This is a genomic window from Vibrio splendidus (assembly GCF_002873455.1).
Lineage (GTDB): Bacteria > Pseudomonadota > Gammaproteobacteria > Enterobacterales > Vibrionaceae > Vibrio > Vibrio splendidus_J.
Genome location: NZ_MCUN01000009.1, coordinates 401,498 through 418,265, shown reverse-complemented (window position 1 = coordinate 418,265; position 16,768 = coordinate 401,498). Strand labels below are relative to the sequence as shown.

The 16,768-nt window shown below is 42.8% G+C and carries 12 protein-coding genes; 6 read left to right on the top strand and 6 right to left on the bottom strand.

The features are described from left to right. Window positions 1–4: 4 nt before the first annotated feature. A complete protein-coding gene (locus BCU75_RS08925; protein WP_102473584.1) occupies window positions 5–901 on the top strand; it encodes a hypothetical protein in 897 nt (298 codons plus the stop codon). Between the two features lie 191 nt (window positions 902–1,092). Continuing rightward, complete coding sequence (locus tag BCU75_RS08920; protein ID WP_102473612.1) at window positions 1,093–1,845, top strand: DUF481 domain-containing protein; 753 nt, start codon at window positions 1,093–1,095, stop codon at window positions 1,843–1,845. Window positions 1,846–1,957: 112 nt separating this feature from the next. Here BCU75_RS08920 and BCU75_RS08915 read toward each other — a convergent pair whose 3' ends face one another. From BCU75_RS08915 to BCU75_RS08900, 4 genes are all read right to left on the bottom strand, one after another. Continuing rightward, window positions 1,958–5,035, bottom strand: coding sequence for an efflux RND transporter permease subunit (locus tag BCU75_RS08915; protein ID WP_102473583.1), 3,078 nt, complete (start codon window positions 5,033–5,035; stop codon window positions 1,958–1,960). Continuing rightward, on the bottom strand, window positions 5,022–6,389 hold the full coding sequence (locus tag BCU75_RS08910; protein WP_102473582.1) for an efflux RND transporter periplasmic adaptor subunit: 1,368 nt from the start codon (window positions 6,387–6,389) through the stop codon (window positions 5,022–5,024). The genes BCU75_RS08915 and BCU75_RS08910 overlap by 14 nt, the downstream gene beginning before the upstream one ends. 195 nt (window positions 6,390–6,584) lie before the next feature. Then, window positions 6,585–7,778: an outer membrane protein transport protein gene (locus tag BCU75_RS08905; RefSeq protein WP_102473581.1), complete on the bottom strand. Its 1,194-nt coding sequence runs from the start codon at window positions 7,776–7,778 to the stop codon at window positions 6,585–6,587. Beyond that, window positions 7,768–10,005, bottom strand: coding sequence for a lipase (locus BCU75_RS08900; RefSeq protein ID WP_102473580.1), 2,238 nt, complete (start codon window positions 10,003–10,005; stop codon window positions 7,768–7,770). Before BCU75_RS08900 ends, BCU75_RS08905 begins: the two co-directional genes overlap by 11 nt. Before the next feature lie 357 nt (window positions 10,006–10,362). On the opposite strand from BCU75_RS08900, the gene BCU75_RS08895 reads away from it, so the two are divergent. The 3 genes from BCU75_RS08895 to dcuC all read left to right on the top strand — a co-directional run bounded on the left by BCU75_RS08895 (window position 10,363) and on the right by dcuC (window position 13,410). Next, on the top strand, window positions 10,363–11,082 hold the full coding sequence (locus tag BCU75_RS08895) for a winged helix-turn-helix domain-containing protein (RefSeq protein ID WP_102473579.1): 720 nt from the start codon (window positions 10,363–10,365) through the stop codon (window positions 11,080–11,082). Continuing rightward, window positions 11,075–11,581 carry a hypothetical protein gene (locus tag BCU75_RS08890; protein ID WP_102473578.1) on the top strand — a complete coding sequence of 169 codons (507 nt, stop codon included), beginning with the start codon at window positions 11,075–11,077 and terminating at the stop codon, window positions 11,579–11,581. Before BCU75_RS08895 ends, BCU75_RS08890 begins: the two co-directional genes overlap by 8 nt. A 461-nt stretch (window positions 11,582–12,042) precedes the next feature. Continuing rightward, on the top strand, window positions 12,043–13,410 hold the full coding sequence (gene dcuC / locus BCU75_RS08885) for an anaerobic C4-dicarboxylate transporter DcuC (RefSeq protein WP_016785306.1): 1,368 nt from the start codon (window positions 12,043–12,045) through the stop codon (window positions 13,408–13,410). Between the two features lie 262 nt (window positions 13,411–13,672). Here dcuC and BCU75_RS08880 read toward each other — a convergent pair whose 3' ends face one another. Beyond that, window positions 13,673–14,305 carry a response regulator gene (locus BCU75_RS08880; protein ID WP_102473577.1) on the bottom strand — a complete coding sequence of 211 codons (633 nt, stop codon included), beginning with the start codon at window positions 14,303–14,305 and terminating at the stop codon, window positions 13,673–13,675. After that, window positions 14,292–16,022 (bottom strand): nitrate/nitrite two-component system sensor histidine kinase NarQ, encoded by a 1,731-nt coding sequence (gene narQ / locus BCU75_RS08875; protein ID WP_102473576.1) that lies wholly within the window; start codon window positions 16,020–16,022, stop codon window positions 14,292–14,294. The genes BCU75_RS08880 and narQ overlap by 14 nt, the downstream gene beginning before the upstream one ends. Before the next feature lie 253 nt (window positions 16,023–16,275). On the opposite strand from narQ, the gene napF reads away from it, so the two are divergent. Further along, the gene (napF, locus tag BCU75_RS08870) at window positions 16,276–16,755 is read left to right on the top strand and encodes a ferredoxin-type protein NapF (protein WP_102473575.1); all 480 of its coding nucleotides are present in this window, start codon (window positions 16,276–16,278) and stop codon (window positions 16,753–16,755) included. Window positions 16,756–16,768 lie beyond the last annotated feature (13 nt).

Sequence of the window (16,768 nt, the reverse complement as noted above, 5' to 3'; positions counted from 1 at the left end):
GTAGATGAATACTAAACAACTTGAGGACGCGGTAAGAGAAGTGAGCTTGTTCAATCAGCACCTACACTTAATCCAATCCGTGCATACGATTCCAACGCCAAAGGTGAATTGGGAGTCGATTGCGATGCAGCCTGCACCGGCAATGCCAACGGTTCGATTCGATCATAAAGTCAAAGCCATGGAAGCATTAGATGAATACAAGCCTAACTGGCTAGATATGCTACTGGGCAACAAGTCGAAGTTGTACACCCTAACCAACAATATCGAGCGTGCAACCGAGAAAGACATCGAACAATACAAGACAGAATTTGTACATTGGGTTCAAAGCTACAGCTACTGGGCCAAGGGCAATCAGTTATCAAAAGGTGTTTTAAACAACGACAGCGAAGCCAAGCTTTCTGCCCTTTCAGAAGCACAACAAAACCCAATGAGCGCCACGGTGGTCGACACCAAGCTGATAAACCATAGCTCTAATACCTATAAGAATGGGCATCTGTTAGAAGTCAATATTCAGGTTAATAAACACAACGTGATCCCTAAAGACAAAAAGGTATTGTGCCAAGGCGAAGTGAAGCTTGAGAGGATGCCTCTTCCAGAAAGCAATGCTATATACAGAGAGTATATCAGCAGCTGTATTCTCAAATGTGCGCTAGATACTTTCAATGTCTTGCCCGAGACGAGCGTCGTGATCAATGTTGAACAAGTTGCATCAGACCAATCAAGCGAGACCATAGTTTCATGCCATGTTGAACAAGGGTTACTCGAGTTTTTATTAATCGAAGATGATAAACCCTCTGAGATACTTGAATTCTTTGTCCACATCGAAGATTTCAACCCTCATAGAGGTAACGGGTTCTCAGCGATCAAAACGATCTTTTCACCTTTACCTATCGCGTCTTAAATCAGTCTAATTTTCGATTCAACCATTGACTACTTTTCACGACTAACCTTGCGTTCGTCGTGTTAAATCACTCTGTATACCAAACCATTATGCCGACACACGATATCTCACAAACAACGCACCTATTAACAAACACAGTTTTATACACCCAATACCTAGCACGGTTACCTTTAGTTTTGATCGCTTTTTCAATACCCGTATTTGCAGAAGAGCCAAGAGAAGTGGAGATCAAGGACGAAGTCGTATTAAGCGAAGATTCTGAGTTAAAAGAAGAAACTGAAGAGTCGCCCTTTACAACCCTAACTAAGCTTGGATTCATCTATTCTCAAAACACCAGTTCATCGTTATCTATCAACTCTGGAATATCCGTTGGCTACAAGAAAGAAAACTGGGGACAACGAGTTCAGTTCGATACGTATTATACCGATGCCGAAAATGATGAGGATGGTACCAATCGCTATACCACCAACTATGGCATCAGCTACGACTTAAACGAAGTCACCTATTTGGTCGCAACAACACGTTTTGAGCACGATCACTTTGGTACTTATCGTAAGCAGTTCATTACCGCGACAGGTTTAGGTCGTCACTTTTATGATACTGAAAGAATCAAGCTTCAGGGCTCTGCGGGCCCGGGTTATCGAATAAGTAAACGACTATCCTCTGATGAAGAGTTCCCAAACAAAGAGAACTATGAACTCATAGTCAATGCCAATATTGATGGATCATTAACCCTAACAGAAACCTTTTCTATGGGGGCAACCGCTAACATGGCTTACGGTGAAGAGAACACCAATTACAACCTGAAAGGATACCTAAAGAACATTTTGATGGGCAATTTAGCTCTAACTTTTGATACCGAATACATCTACAACACCACCGTTGCATCAGACCAAAGTAACGCTGAAATCTACAGTTCAATGAATCTAAACTACGATTTCTAAATGCCCGTAACGCTCTTTTCGCTTAATCTAGAAACCTCATAGCAAAAGGCCCTCACAACGAGGGCCTTGAAGTATCTAGCTTAGACTTAGACTTAGACTTTAAAGCATATCGCTATGCTGCTTTCGTTCTCAACCGAGCTAATATGTCCATCTGTTTTAGATTCGCCATCCCGACGTAAGCCACTGGCACTAAGAACAGTGAGAAGAAGGTTCCGGCTGTCAAACCTCCGACCAATACCAAACCAATATTGATTCGACCTAATGAACCTGGGCCATCCGCCAATGCCAATGGCAATGAACCGAGGATCATCGTCAGTGAAGTCATCAAGATTGGACGTAACCTTGAACGTGCACTGTTGATCGCCGCTTCTTTTGCACTCGCACCCGATTTGCGCTTCTCGTTAGCAAACTCCACCAGCAAAATACCATGTTTAGTCACTAGGCCAACCAAGGTCAACAACCCTATCTTCGAGTAGATATTAAGGCTTTGTCCGAATACCGATAGCGTCAAAATCGCGCCCACAATACACAGTGGAACCGTCAGTAAGATGATCATCGGGTCGACAAAGCTTTCAAACTGCGCGGCTAAAATCAAAAAGATGAACACCAACGCTAATACAAACAACACTTGCGCTCCTGCCGTTGAATCAACCAGATCTTTCACTATGCCGTTGAATTCGTAACTCTGTGCTGGTTTCAATAGGCTCGGAACCGTCTCATCAATGTAAGCTTTGACGTCACTAGCCGTAAATCCAGGCATTAAGTCTGCGGTAATTTCAGCGCTGTCTTTACCCATGAACGTCTTGAAGTTTGATTCCGATGTCACTTGTTTAATTGATACAAACTGAGACAAAGGAAGTCTTTGCCCCGACTGTGAATCCACATACAGCTTATCGAGAACTTTGAAGTCACCAAGATCTTTTCGATTTACTTGAACTTGAATGGGGTATGTATAACCATCATCCGCTTGCAAATCTGCCGCTTTCACAGATCCGAGAAAGGTCGATAGCGCGTTAGTTACGTTGCTGTAATCCACACCAGACAATACGATAGCATTGCGGTCAATCGACAAGTCATAACGCAATTGGTCACGCAACATCGAATTTTTAATGTTGGTCACGCCCTCATAATTCTCAAGCGCCTCAACCACCTCATTCGCAGTTTCCGACAATACGGTGGTATCACGGTTAACCGTCGTTAACTCTAGGATCATATTGGTGGCAATGTTCAAGTTATCAGCCGAGCGAACTTTGAAAGACATGCCATATGCAGATACCGAGCTTTGCGCTTTTGCGATAAATTCGTTCACCAACTCATCAGCTGACTGGTTGCGCTCACCCCATGGTTTTAACAGAACGTGATTGGTCGGTGTCCCTTCGATGTAAGATAAATTCGCTTCTACTGAATTATCACCTTTGAACACACTGTTAAGTTGCTCGTTGTTATCTAGGTGATACTGACGGCCCACCCCTGTTGGTGGCGTTGAGGTCACCTCGACGAAGCCGGTGTCTTCGGTTGGAAGCAGCACTTGAGGCATTGTCCAAACCGCCAAAACGGACAGAGCAATCAACACCAAAGCAATACTACTCATCAGTGTTTTACGCTCAAACCATTTACCCAGCTCTTTGGTGTACAAGTCAGACAGAACATTCAGCTTCGCATCAACTTTTTTGTACCACTTTGCTGGCTTTGTAACTGGCTTCATTAAGTAAGCACACATCATGGGTGAGAGCGTTAAAGCCACAAACCCTGAGATGATCACTGCTGCCGCTAGCGTGAAAGCAAATTGTCTAAATAGGTCGGCGGTTAAACCTGACATCAGACCAATAGGTAGATACACGACCGCTAAAGTCAGTGTCATCGCTATCACAGGAAAGACGATCTCTCGACACCCTTTGATTGCAGCATTAAAAGGGGTTTCGCCCTCTTCGATATGCCGGTAACAGTTTTCAGCTACAACAATCGCGTCATCAACCACCAAACCAATCGCAAGAATGATGGCTAAGATAGTCAGCACGTTGATACTAAACCCAAGTAGATGCATGACTGCAAATACACCTATCACACACACTGGGATGGTAATGATCGGAATCGAAGCCACACGAACAGAACCAAGGAACAGAACCACAACCGCTGAAACCAGAACAATCGCTTCAACTAAAGTCATGAAGCCTTCGTCAATTGCGGTTTTAATGAAATCAGCTTGGTTGTAGACCATCTTCATCTCAATGCCTTCTGGCAGCTGAGGCTGAATCACATCAATTTGTTTCTTAACTTTATTGGCGACCGTTACCGGATTTTCACTTTTCAGCGGCAGCACCTGAATCGACATCGCTAGGTTGTCGTCTACACGAAGAATACTCGGCGTAAGGCTCTCTTCACCCATTTTAACTTCTGCAATGTCGCCAATGCGAATGATCTTGCCGTTATCGACACGAACCACCAAGTCTCGCACGTCATCAACACTCGTCACTTGGTTAACTGGGTTGATTGAGAAATCTCTTACCTGCCCCTTGATAGTACCAGCCGTAAACGTTGCGTTGTATGAGCTCAATGTCCCAACCACATCGGATGCACTCATATTTAACGCCATCATGCGATCCGGTTGCAACCAAACACGCACTGCTTTGTCACTACCACCATACGGTCCCCAAATCCCCCCCACACCTTGTATGTGCTTAAACTGAGGCACGACTTGCTGGCTAATGTAGTCGTACATATCTTGCTTCGACATCTTGCCAGTATTCACAAACGTGATGATGTTACTCGGCATACTGGTATCAGATGAGTCATCCGTCACCGTTGGTTTATCCGTCATGCTCGGCGGAAAATCACCAATCGCTTCAACACTACTGCGCAGGTTGTTCATCAAGCTCGTGTATTCAACGTCATCAATCTCGTCTTCGAAAATAATTTTCAAATTACACGTTCCTTCCTGACAGTCTGTCGTCATGGTTTTCACGCTATCGAGACCGGTTGCAGCGGTAATCAGTTTGTCAGCCACATTACGCGACATGAACTCAGCACTGGCACCATTAATCGCGGCAGTGACCGTTGCTGAAGGCGTTTTATGTTCAGGAAAGTATTGGATTGAGAGCTTTTGAAATGACAAAAGTCCAAGCAAAACAATGGTGATACTCAGAACAGACGCAAACACAGGGTGCTTGATACAGATCTCAGGAAGCTTCATTCAGATTCTCCTTAGTTACGACTTCCTTGCTCTGGTTTTCCTTACTTTGAATTTCCTTGCTTAAAGTTTCCTGGCTTAGATTCTCCTGACTTAGAGTTTCGCTCGATGATTGATCAACAGTCGCGTTTGTCTCTGCTTTCTCAGTGTTTTCGTTAATCGCTTCGTCTACACCTTTCGATGCGTCCGTCCAATCAACCGAGGGCTCTATCGGATGTGGTTCATCCACCGGTGTTACTGTCTTTTCTACTTTAAGATCGGCGATCTGTTGAGTGCTCTCTTTGTCTGTTGGTTCCGTTATTAGCTCAACTGTTTTCTGTTCAGCATTCGGGTTCATTACCTTAACTAAAGACGCTTTCTTGAGATTCTGCTGCCCCGTCACTACGACCTTATCACCCAGTTTCAATCCATTTTCTACAACAACATATCCATCGTTAGTGTTCACGCCTAATTCAACAATGCGCTGCTCGATTTTTTCGCCATTCACTACCCATACAAAGCGCTGTGCATTTTTTGCTTGAACGGAATTTTGAGAAACCACCATTTGCGTGGTGTCTTCGCTCGTCATTTGGCTCACTTTGGCAAACATACCCGGAACCAGGCGATGATCAGGATTGGTTACATGGGCGTGTACTTCTACACGGCCTGAACTCTCGTCCACCGCGGGGGCAATGTAATCCACTACGCCAGAAAAGGCTTCATCGACAAAAGCATCAACTTGGATGGAAACGTTCTGCCCAAGTTTTGCGTTGCCTAAATCCGATTGTCCAATGGAATACTGAACTTCGACAGGGTCGAGCTTAATCAAGCTCACCAACGCAGTTGCGCTGTCAATTTTACTGCCTACTGAGTGGGTAAAATTAGTTAACTGCCCATCAAATGGTGCTACCAATAAATAGTCATTCATCAACGCTTCTTTCTGACGGAAATCAGCCGCAGCTAAATTCGCCTGCTCTCCCAGTTCTTCAACATCTTGTTGAGACATAGAGTCGGGCTGTTTCTTTAATAATTCTTGTACTCGCTTTAATTTCGATTTTGCTAGCGCTAGAGAGCTTCTTGCTTTATCTAAATCGGCTTTTGCTTTGGTATTGTCCAGTTGAGCGATCAGTTCGCCTTTTTTAACTGAATCTCCATCTTTGAAATGGATGTTGAGAATTTTGTCGGAGGCACTAAATGTCAATGCTGCAGAATCCGTTGCCCTGATTTTGCCAACCTCGTTGATTGAAGATGTGAATGCTTGTTTGTGCGCTTTTTCGATAGTCACAGGAATCAAGTTTGAGTCTTGGGCAAACGATGGAGAGATATGTAAGGCAAACAGTACCAAACAGATTGTTTTACTAAGCTTTGTAAATTTCATTTTTAATAACCATAACCGTTGAATTCGTCAGAATTAAAACGTTTTTCTAAGCAGCTATTTCTTACTTAATGAGCTTCCAGCTATTTAAATAATGCTAAAACAGCTAATAATGAGAAAAGGGCTCAACTCACTGTCGAGCCCTGCAATTTTTTATATGATTCCTAATTTTTTACGTTCTGAACTCCAAAGTAAAAGTTAAAAACGATGCTGATATTGAACACCAAGCAAGAGAGCATCGGCAGTCACATCAGCTGTTATATTGGAACTCGTTCCTGGAATCGTCGTCAGGTTTTCGTCAATATCTTGTGATTCTCCGATGATAAATCCGACTCCAACGTCCACAGAACTGGCTTCGGTGAAGTTATACGTCCCTCCGATTGTAAGCCAGTGACGGTTAACATCAGGAATAGAGAGCGATGTGAGTTCGTCAGTCGGGGAAATGTCGTACATGTAACCCGCTCGTAAAACGATATCTTTTGACATGGTGTATGTACCACCTACAGAAACATGTCCTGCATCTTTCCATTGATACTCTTTAATGGAGTCGTCGTAAGAGTCAGACGTTAATGAATCAAACTCAGACCAATTCACCCACTGCAGGCTATAGTGAAAAGCCCACTGTTCGTTGAGCTGGTGCCAACCGGAAAACTCTAGAGTGTCTGGTAGAGGTACGTTCATCTTGTCGGCAGGGACACCACCTTTGGTAATATCACCTTCTACTTCGATATCTGGGCTGTAACGGTAACTAATACCGAACTTGTTATGTTCGTTGACTTGGTAAGTCGCACCAACATTTGCACCCAGACCGAAACCGTCTGCATCTACGTTTAACAAGTTTTGACGGTATATCTCACCCTCACCGTAGATAACATCTAGCCCAGCACCTAAGTTAATTTTTTCAGACAACTCATAAGCCACAGCAAAGCCAACGTTGATACTTGAAAGCGCTGTTTTGCCACCGAACTCATCGGCTTCGAACGAGTTATCAAATTCAACGTCAGTACCGAAATTGGAGTGAACCGTCGCACCCAAAGTAAACTTAGAACCTTCGATAGGACGAACATAATGAATGTTCGGAACTAGTGTCCCTGCGTCCAATGATTGGTCATCTAATGTTTTAGTATCACCAATCATTGGCGTGTAACTAACACTAGACACATCAATACCACTATCGATATAAATAGCGCCAACTGAGAGTGTTGGTTGCTCAATGTAAGCCATCGCAGCGCTGTTCTTAGCAACAATTGCCGCGCTATCAGCCATCACAGCATCACCCGCGAATGCACGACCTAACCCTGTTGCAGACTGCGCGTTAAGTTGAAAACCTGCTGCGTTAGTCAGGCAAGGAACAAGAGCAGCGGCAGTGCCCAATAAAAGTTTATTCTTCATCTTGAGGCACCTCTGTTTCGATGTGATCTTCGTTGTTGATGACGACGACTGAACCATCACTCATTACCATCGAAGCAACGGCAACTTGCTGAGTGTCCACCGCTTCACGCACGTCTGACATGTTTTCACCCGGCGTGCCCGGTAAGCCATTTTCATCAACGGGGCCTTCATAAGGAAACAAATACGTACCGTGACCACCAGTTGTGGTTCTTACGGCTCCACGCTTAACATTTGTATTTTCTGAAGTGCCTGTTATTGGGTCTAGTCCAAGAGCTGTAATAAGTGGTTCAGTACCTGTACGAATGTTATCTGGATCAGTATTCGGAATTACACTATCTGGCACATAATCAACACCAACATCACAGGTTTCTCCGCAATCTCCAACTGCAGCTAACAAAAGAGTCGGTTGCTCAGCCGCTACTTGACGAGAGATAAAGCTAGCAGGGTCAGCACTATCAATTGTGGCTTGAACCCCTTGTTTAAGGTCTGTCACAACCAAATCGAAGATGTCGTTCTCTAGCTGATTAACAAGCAACGCGTTATCAGATGAAAGTTCGACAAACTCTCTAAGTGCTTCAATACATTGTTGATTCGTTGCTTCTGCTGTACATGTATCTGGTATGACAGTTTCAGCAATGCCTCTCTGAACATCTGGAGACTTCTTAACACCTTCCGACATTTCAGGCCCTAGGGTTTGAGAGGACAGAACCAAGTTGGTTAACCCCTGCCCCGGAACAACAAAGTTCACCGTATTAAATGCAAAATCAGAGTTGGTATGAAAATCAGGACTTACCTGACTAAATTCACTGACCATCACCGACATGATTCCGCCTAGGGATTGTCCAATTAAATGAACATCATCTTTTTTCACCCAACGCTCTTGGTTCAACGCGTAACGAAGCCCCAAAAAGTCAGACACTGATTGCTGTAGGTTAGAGCGCAGTGCTAAAGGCGAATCTATGTTGATGAAAAACGCTTTGTTTGCTCTCGCGCTGATTTCCACATGTTCCGGACTTGAGTCATAACGCATTCTCTCCCCGTGATATGGCATATCGATCGCAACAACGGCATAGCCTTTTTTCGTATATTCCGCAGCCATCAAAGAAGCAGTGCCGCGCTCCGCAGTAACACCATGGATAAATATCGCAGTTGGGAACCCGATCGATGTATCTTTCGGTCTAGGTGTATCGGCAAAATCAGGTAGATAGATGTCAGCAGTTATATCGAGGAATTCGACTACTTTAGACTCTGGCATCTCGGCTGTTGGGAAACCACCATCTTTATTAGTAATCCATTCATATAAAGGAGGGCAGTTTTCTTTCGGATCAAACTCATCAACAAGGCACTCGGATTCTCGAGCCTGAGTAAAAGGTAAATACGACGGTATTCTTAACTTCTTAGAATACTGATTGTAATCCCCATTAAACTCGCGAACTGTTTCATAACCATCTAAGAATCTAGTATTAAACTTTACGTGGTTATCCCTCATTGCGTCTAGTGACGGATATGAACTCTGAGTTTTAAATTGAGCAGCATATACAGGAATACCCTTCTCTGGATACAACGCATAATAGGAGTCAATAGCGCTTAATATTTGCCCTTGAAGAACTTGTTCTTTTTCGCTATCTAATTTAACGTCTGAATAGATCAACTCGTCAAAGCTAGCATCTGCTTTTAAAGGCTCATCAAATTCAGTTTTTACCCCATCCGTTACTACAATCGAATAAGTACGATTCTCGACTAATCCTGATTCACATTGAATTTTAATGTTGGAACCATCGGCTGATATTTGAGTGCCAACTTCCTCACCTGTTACTCCATCAATTAATACAACATTCCCGGCTAGGGTTTCGTTATTGAGTGGGTAACGTTTGTCAGAATTTACGCTTTGTAGCGGAATTAAAATCGGTTCTGCACAAAGGCCCCAGCCGTCTAGGGCTGCGTATGAATTGTTGTAGTCCTGATAATAAGCATCATTGGTCGATGACATTGCGGCAACGTCTTCACCGACTCCCGATATTGTCCCATCGTCGTCATACCCATAACCATCATTCGGTTTTGGTAATTCATTAACGTTGTAGGGAACCAATACCGAAACGGCTTCTTGAGTCGAGTCTTCAGACTGACAGCCGAGTAAGGCAAGCGTAATTAGTCCACATATATATGGCTTATTGAAATCTTTCAAAACAGCTCCTTCGTAGCTTTCGCATTTAACTGGTGTGGTCATGCGATTTATCGTTATTTGAGTTGCCGATTGAGTCGGAGGTAAGCTCGACTTTTATTCGTAGAGAGCAAGGCAACACAGAGTTGGAATGACACGTTGATAAAACTACGTAAGAAATTTGAGCAATTAACCCACACCCACTAAATCAGCGTCATCCGTTAATGATCCAATAGCTACTAACGGCAAGCACCTGAAACCGCATTAAACAACCTCAAAAAGGTATATAAGGAAATCTAATTAGGATAATAATCAACATAAATTCAGTTACTTAAATATCAAAGACGATGAAATCAGTAAGTTTATGTTTGTTGTAAGATTTGTTATATTTAGGTTAGAACGCTTATAACAATGAGAACCCAGATGTCTGCTGAATTTATTATCAATGATGATATACAGGTCAATTTAGAAGAGAGTGAAATCCATCACTTTAAGACGGGCCGTACCTACCCAATAGGTTCTAATGAATCAGAGCTGCTTAAGTTTTTTATCTCGAGACCCAATGAAGTAATCACTCGCCAAGTTCTGATCGAACAAGTGTGGGTGTCTAAAGGTATCTACGTTGAAGATGGCAGCCTAATGCAGACCATCTCGATTTGCCGAAAAGCGTTAGAAGATAAGAGCGGGATGATCATCGTCACTGAGCGCGGTAAAGGCTACCGATTTGCAGGGCAAGTGACACAAGGAAAAGAGCACGCACTGCGTAAAATTCAATCGCAACCAAAACAAGAAACAAAACAACCTGAAGACAACACAGCGACAGATAGCATAGCGACAGAAAATTCAACAACCGAGAAAACGGCCGCGACGAAAAAAACAAACCGTGTAGTAGCGCTGGTTGCATTATTTGTAGTGGCTGCAGGTTTATCCCATTATTTGTTTTCTTATTTAGATAGAAATAGCCTAGGCGAAGATCTCGTGGGCCAGCATTTTATCTCTTGTAAAATCGAATCCGACGAATTCACTTTTAATGAGTTATTCAACGTGACGCTTTATGAATATAAGGGACGAAAAATCATCATCGATAATTCAGGAAAATCTCTGAGCTTTCCAGCAGGATTTAAAGGAGTGACTTGTGAATAACAAAACGAAGACAGTAATTGCTGTGATGCTACTTGGCGTGTTAGTCGGCTGGCTTTCTACCTTTATTCCTAAATCACACCTTGAAGGTCATTATTTAGCGAATACAGCATCGGTTATTAATCCGTCAAATAATATTATTCATAACCAGTCTTCAATTAATATCGAGTTTAAGAAAAATGACAGTTATGACCTATTGTACGTGTCGACCAAGCAAGTCGGGTTTACGTCTTCGGGGTCTTACTCAGTCACCCAACACGATATTTCACTGGACGAAAACCAACACCAACAAATCATTCCGAATCGCGAGTTGTCGTTTTACGAAAAGGTCATGATAAGTGAAGGCTCAACACTGTCGTCTGACGCAATGCCTTACATTCCACTCAACAATGAGGAATTTTTACTCGTGACGCGCTATGGGATGATTCATTTTTGTAAGAAGTTAGTCTGTTCTGAGCTGCCAACGTATTCAAATGATATTCCTGACGTTGATATAAACTAAATTCACTCGCCATTTTTAACTTTAATTATATTTTAGTGCCAGCTTGTGTTTTAACGCTTACTTAGGGAAATCAGTAAGCGTTAAACATAAGTCGACGTTAAACGTAAGTAATCGTCAAATCTAAGATTCTCACCTCTTTACTCCGATAAATACCCACTTCGTTACAAGTTTCCTCCCAACGTGTAAAAAACGTTCGCTATTTATAAAACAACCCCACCATATGCAACTATAACAATCAAAGGTGATCCAAGTTATATTCTGACGAGCTAGAAAATTTGTTTATTAACATCCAAACAACAGTAGTTAATCACGATTTACAACCACAATTAACATCAAAAAAAATGTTTGTCTTAGATCATATCAACCTCAACTATGCCTCGTGCCACAGTGCAGTTTTCTGTACATTCATTGTCATATTCTGAAACACTTTCTTATATTTTTTAAACTTTGTGGAGATTTCTATGTTAGAGCTCTTGATCGGATTAGTGATTACTATCGCTGTTGGTTACTTTATTGTGAAAGGCTATAAAGCGGCAGGCGTATTACTAACTGCTGGCCTTGCCCTACTTCTTATTACTGGCCTTATTGGCCACACAGTCTTACCGGCTAAGGTCGCTTCAACAGGTAACATGGTTACCGATTCACTAGAATTCGTTAAGTACATGCTTCAGTACCGTGGAGGCGGCCTAGGCATGCAAATCATGCTTCTGTGTGGTTTTGCTTCTTACATGACGCACATTGGCGCGAACAACGTGGTAGTAAAGCAATTTTCTAAACCACTCGCTGCTATCAAGTCTCCATATGTACTTCTTGTTGCGGCTTACATCGTAGCGTGTCTAATGTCTCTAGCAGTAAGTTCTGCAACAGGCCTTGGTGTGCTATTGATGGCTACCCTATTCCCAATGATGACGGCAATGGGTATTTCACGCCCGGCAGCGGTCGCTGTTTGTGCATCACCTGCAGCAATCATTCTTTCACCAACCTCAGGTGACGTGGTTATCGCAGCAGAGAAATCAGGTATGTCTCTTGACGTGTTCGCTGTTCAAACGGTACTGCCTGTTTCTATCTGCGCAATCATCGTGATGGCTGCGGCCGCTTTCTTCTGGAACAAGTATCTGGATAAGAAAGAAAACACACCAATGGAAAAAGTAGACGTTTCTGACATTGAAACAACAGCACCCGCTTTCTACGCTGCACTGCCATTCCTACCTATCATCGGTGTATTCTTATTTAACGGCCGCACGATTCCAGGTCTTTCACTTGATATCTACACCATCGTAGTCGGTTCTATCTTTGTGGGCGCTATCATCGATTACGTTGTGAAGAAGTTCGACGGTGAAAAAACATTAGAAGATTTAGATTCTTGCTACCAAGGTATGGCTGAAGCATTCAAAGGCGTGGTAATGCTATTGGTTGCGGCGGGCGTATTTGCTCAAGGCCTAATGTCTATCGGCGCGATTGATAACCTAATCGGTCTTGCTGAATCAGCTGGCGCTGGCGGTATCGCATTAATGCTTATCCTAACGGGTCTAACGGTTGCAGCTGCTATCGCGACTGGTTCAGGTAACGCACCTTTCTATGCATTCGTAGAGTTAGCTCCATCACTGGCTGCGAAAATGGGTTTGAACCCAGCGTTCCTAATTATTCCAATGCTTCAAGCATCTAACTTAGGCCGTACAATTTCTCCAGTCTCTGGTGTAATTGTAGCGACTTCTGGTATGGGTAAAATCAGCCCATTTGAAGTAGTAAAACGTACTTCTGTACCGGTAATCTGTGGTCTTATCACGGTTATCTTCGGTACGCTTGTATTGGTTCCAATGGCGGCGTAAAACCCAAAGTTCGCAATAACAGTTGTTCTAGGAGTACTAAGACATTAAGACGGGTCCTAGCACCACTACCTTAGCCATACGAACACCAATATCGAATGCTTAAACAAAAGGCGCTGAACTTATAAGTTCAACGCCTTTTTTGTGTCTCTTTTTCTCTATTTAACTTCGCGTTCTGATTTCAAAAAAAGCTATTACAATTTTAATTAAGCATCGAAACTAGGCAGTCAGGCTTGAAATAGTTGTATTTCAAAGGAAACAAGCCCTACTTCATTTCACCATAGCGTTCTAGATACAGAACCGTTGCAGCAGTACGTGAAGGCACCTGCAGCTTTTTCAGTAAGCTTTTCATATGTACCTTAACTGTCGATTCAGAAATAAACAGATGATCAGCGATCTGCTTATTACGGTACCCTTTAGCGACTTCTTGAAGGATTTGCATTTCACGCTCAGTCAGTTGGTCGAAGATATCATTGCGACTGTCCGCATCATTCAAGTAACGAGAAACAACACTGCTATAAGCTTTATCACCGCTGTGTGCTTGCTTTAACAGCTCGATGAGTTCATCGGGTTCAGTGTCTTTCAACAAATAGCCATCAGCACCCGCTTTTACAATTGCTTCAATATCTGCTGGGCTGTCAGAAACCGTTAGAATAACGATGTTAGCGCTTGAGCCATCAGTACGAAGTGCCTTCAGCGTGTCGAGACCAGACATGCCTTTCATATTAAGATCCAAAAGGATCAGATCAGGTTCTTCTTCGTGGGCAAGAGCGACCGCTTCAGTACCGTTACTTGCTTCTGCAATCACTTCGAATTCATCTTCAAAGCTCAGTAATTGGCTTATACCTCTGCGCATCAATGGATGATCATCAACCAGCATTACTTTACAAATCGTCAACTTTAACTTCCTTCAAACTTTTATATTTCAATATGACTGTACAGCCTTCACCTTGAGCCGCTTCAATCGTTAAGTCGCCATTCAGTCTTGCCGCGCGCTCCTGCATAATGCTCATCCCGTAGTGGTTCATCTTCGAACTACTTGGGTCAAAGCCATCTCCATTATCTCTAATTACGACTAACACTTCACCTTCCTCATCGATACAGCATACATCTATCAAGTCGGCATTGGCGTGTTTTATTGCGTTTATTGTTGCTTCACGAATCAATTGAAGCAAGTGAACCTGACTATGTGCATCAAGCTCAATCGATGAAAGATTATTGGTTAGGTTAATCTTCGCTTCTGTTCTTTCGCTGAGTTCTTCGAGCATGGTGCTCAAAGCGTCTCCAAAGTTGCCCTCTTTTATGGTCAACCTGAATGTAGTGAGTAGCTCTCGTAATTGAGTGTAAGCATCAGCCAAACCGTTACCGATTTCCGACGCTATTTGTTCTGACTGCTCTCGGTGTTGTTGTTCTGGCAACTTGCCAATCACGCGCTTCAACAGTGTGACTTGGATTTTCAAATACGACAGTGATTGAGCCAGTGAATCATGCAGTTCACGCGCAATTGTCGCACGTTCTTCCATAATAATAAGCTGCTCAGCTTTCTTTTGCGCACGATTATAATAGATAGCTCGCGATAAGAGTTGGATAAAACTCTCAATCAATGTCTTAGTTGAATGACCATGATGATACGAACAATATAGATAGCCCAAGATAAGCTCATTATCATCCAGCTTCATTTCAAACTTTTCATAATCTAAGTTCGAGTCATACCCTTCATCCATAATCAGTGAACGACCTGAGTTGTCTACAATCTCTAGCCTTAACGATTCGATACCTTCTAAGCTCACTAAGTGCTGCAGGATTGATCGGAAATTCTCTGGGGCGATACGAGTTACGGTCAGCTCTTGTGAAGAGTGATATAGCGCCTGAAGCGATTGGTTGGCATTCTGTAGCTCTACTGTTTTGGCATCTACAACATCTTCAAGGTTTCGATAAAGCGCGCCCAAGTCTTTCGCCATCGAGTTAAATGTCTTAGTCAAGATACCCAGTTCGTTGTTATTGGTGACCTTCAGCTCTACCTCAAAGTCACTGTTTTTGATTCGCTGACTGGCTCCGACGAGAGCATGCAACGGCTTAACAACTTGTTTACGGACAAAGTGAACAACAAAAAGAGATATGACGAGAATTCCACCTAAGCCAATACCACCAGCCCAGGCCAACTTTATCAGTTTATCTTCAGAGAACTCTTGCAGCTTAAAAACGAAGCCATCAATTTCAGCAACGAAGTTTTCAACCAATACGAGATAGTGCTTTCGATCTTCGCTACTTAATACCTGTTTCAACTCGTGCCAACGACCAATAATTAAATAGTAATCTTCGGTGATGTCTGCCGGAACATCCCAACTGACCAAGTTGGTCATTGATGGAGAATAAAGAGAACTTTCGAATTCACGAATATGAGAATCATAATCAACTGATTCTATTTGAATATCATGCGCTAAACGATAGCTTTGCATACGCATTGAGCCTGCCACGTTAACCGCCTCTGCGTCGTTGAGACTTGACGCTAATGTGAAGATGGCAAAACCAGTAGTGGCAACCGAAAGAAGCAGTATGGATAGCAATGATTTAGCTATTGTACTTGTTACAGATGAAACAGGTTTAATAAGCAAAATCAAAATCCTGAAGGTATATAAGTGGCTGTCCGAAACCTATTGTCACACATCAAAAAACAGAGCTCCATTCAATATGTGACCAAACGCTTCGTAATTTATTGATCTAAGACAATATAGGATCCTATTTAGCCCTTAAGGGGTATTTATACAAATATTTCTAAAACTACACTACTTGTGAGGATAAATGACAAGATATTAACAAAACAATGATCTACAATTACAACATCTTAGCAACATTAGTAGGCATTTAGTGGTAGACCTATCGAGACGACGCCTATTTTCTAGGCGAAAAGTAGATTCAAGCCAGATTCGATTGCCTTGGATTAACAACCTAGAAAGCTTTACAGATGACTGCACTCGCTGCGGTAAATGTATCGAAAATTGTGAGACTAAGATAATCATTGTAGGCGATGGTGGGTTTCCTACTGTCGACTTTTCAAAAGACGAATGCACTTTTTGTTATCAATGTGCTGACGTTTGTCCTGAACCAATTTTTAAACCCAAGGAAGAAACACCTTGGCGAGCAAAAGCAAGTATCTCTGATAAATGCTTAGCGCAACAAAATGTTGAATGCCGAAGCTGTGGTGACATGTGTGAACCTATGGCCATTCAATTTCAACTTAGAGCAGGCAGTGTTGCTCTACCAAAAATCGAGTTAGATGAGTGTAGCGGTTGTGGAGCTTGCATAGCAGTTTGCCCTACTTCAGCTATTCTTGTGAGTAATGCATAAAACAAAAATAACG

Coding starts and splice junctions, on each gene's coding strand:
- BCU75_RS08925 (WP_102473584.1), top strand. CDS start 5: ATGAATACTAAACAACTTGAGGACGCGGTAAGAGAAGTGAGCTTGTTC.
- BCU75_RS08915 (WP_102473583.1), bottom strand. CDS start 5,035: ATGAAGCTTCCTGAGATCTGTATCAAGCACCCTGTGTTTGCGTCTGTT.
- BCU75_RS08910 (WP_102473582.1), bottom strand. CDS start 6,389: ATGAAATTTACAAAGCTTAGTAAAACAATCTGTTTGGTACTGTTTGCC.
- BCU75_RS08905 (WP_102473581.1), bottom strand. CDS start 7,778: ATGAAGAATAAACTTTTATTGGGCACTGCCGCTGCTCTTGTTCCTTGC.
- BCU75_RS08900 (WP_102473580.1), bottom strand. CDS start 10,005: ATGACCACACCAGTTAAATGCGAAAGCTACGAAGGAGCTGTTTTGAAA.
- BCU75_RS08895 (WP_102473579.1), top strand. CDS start 10,363: ATGTCTGCTGAATTTATTATCAATGATGATATACAGGTCAATTTAGAA.
- dcuC (WP_016785306.1), top strand. CDS start 12,043: ATGTTAGAGCTCTTGATCGGATTAGTGATTACTATCGCTGTTGGTTAC.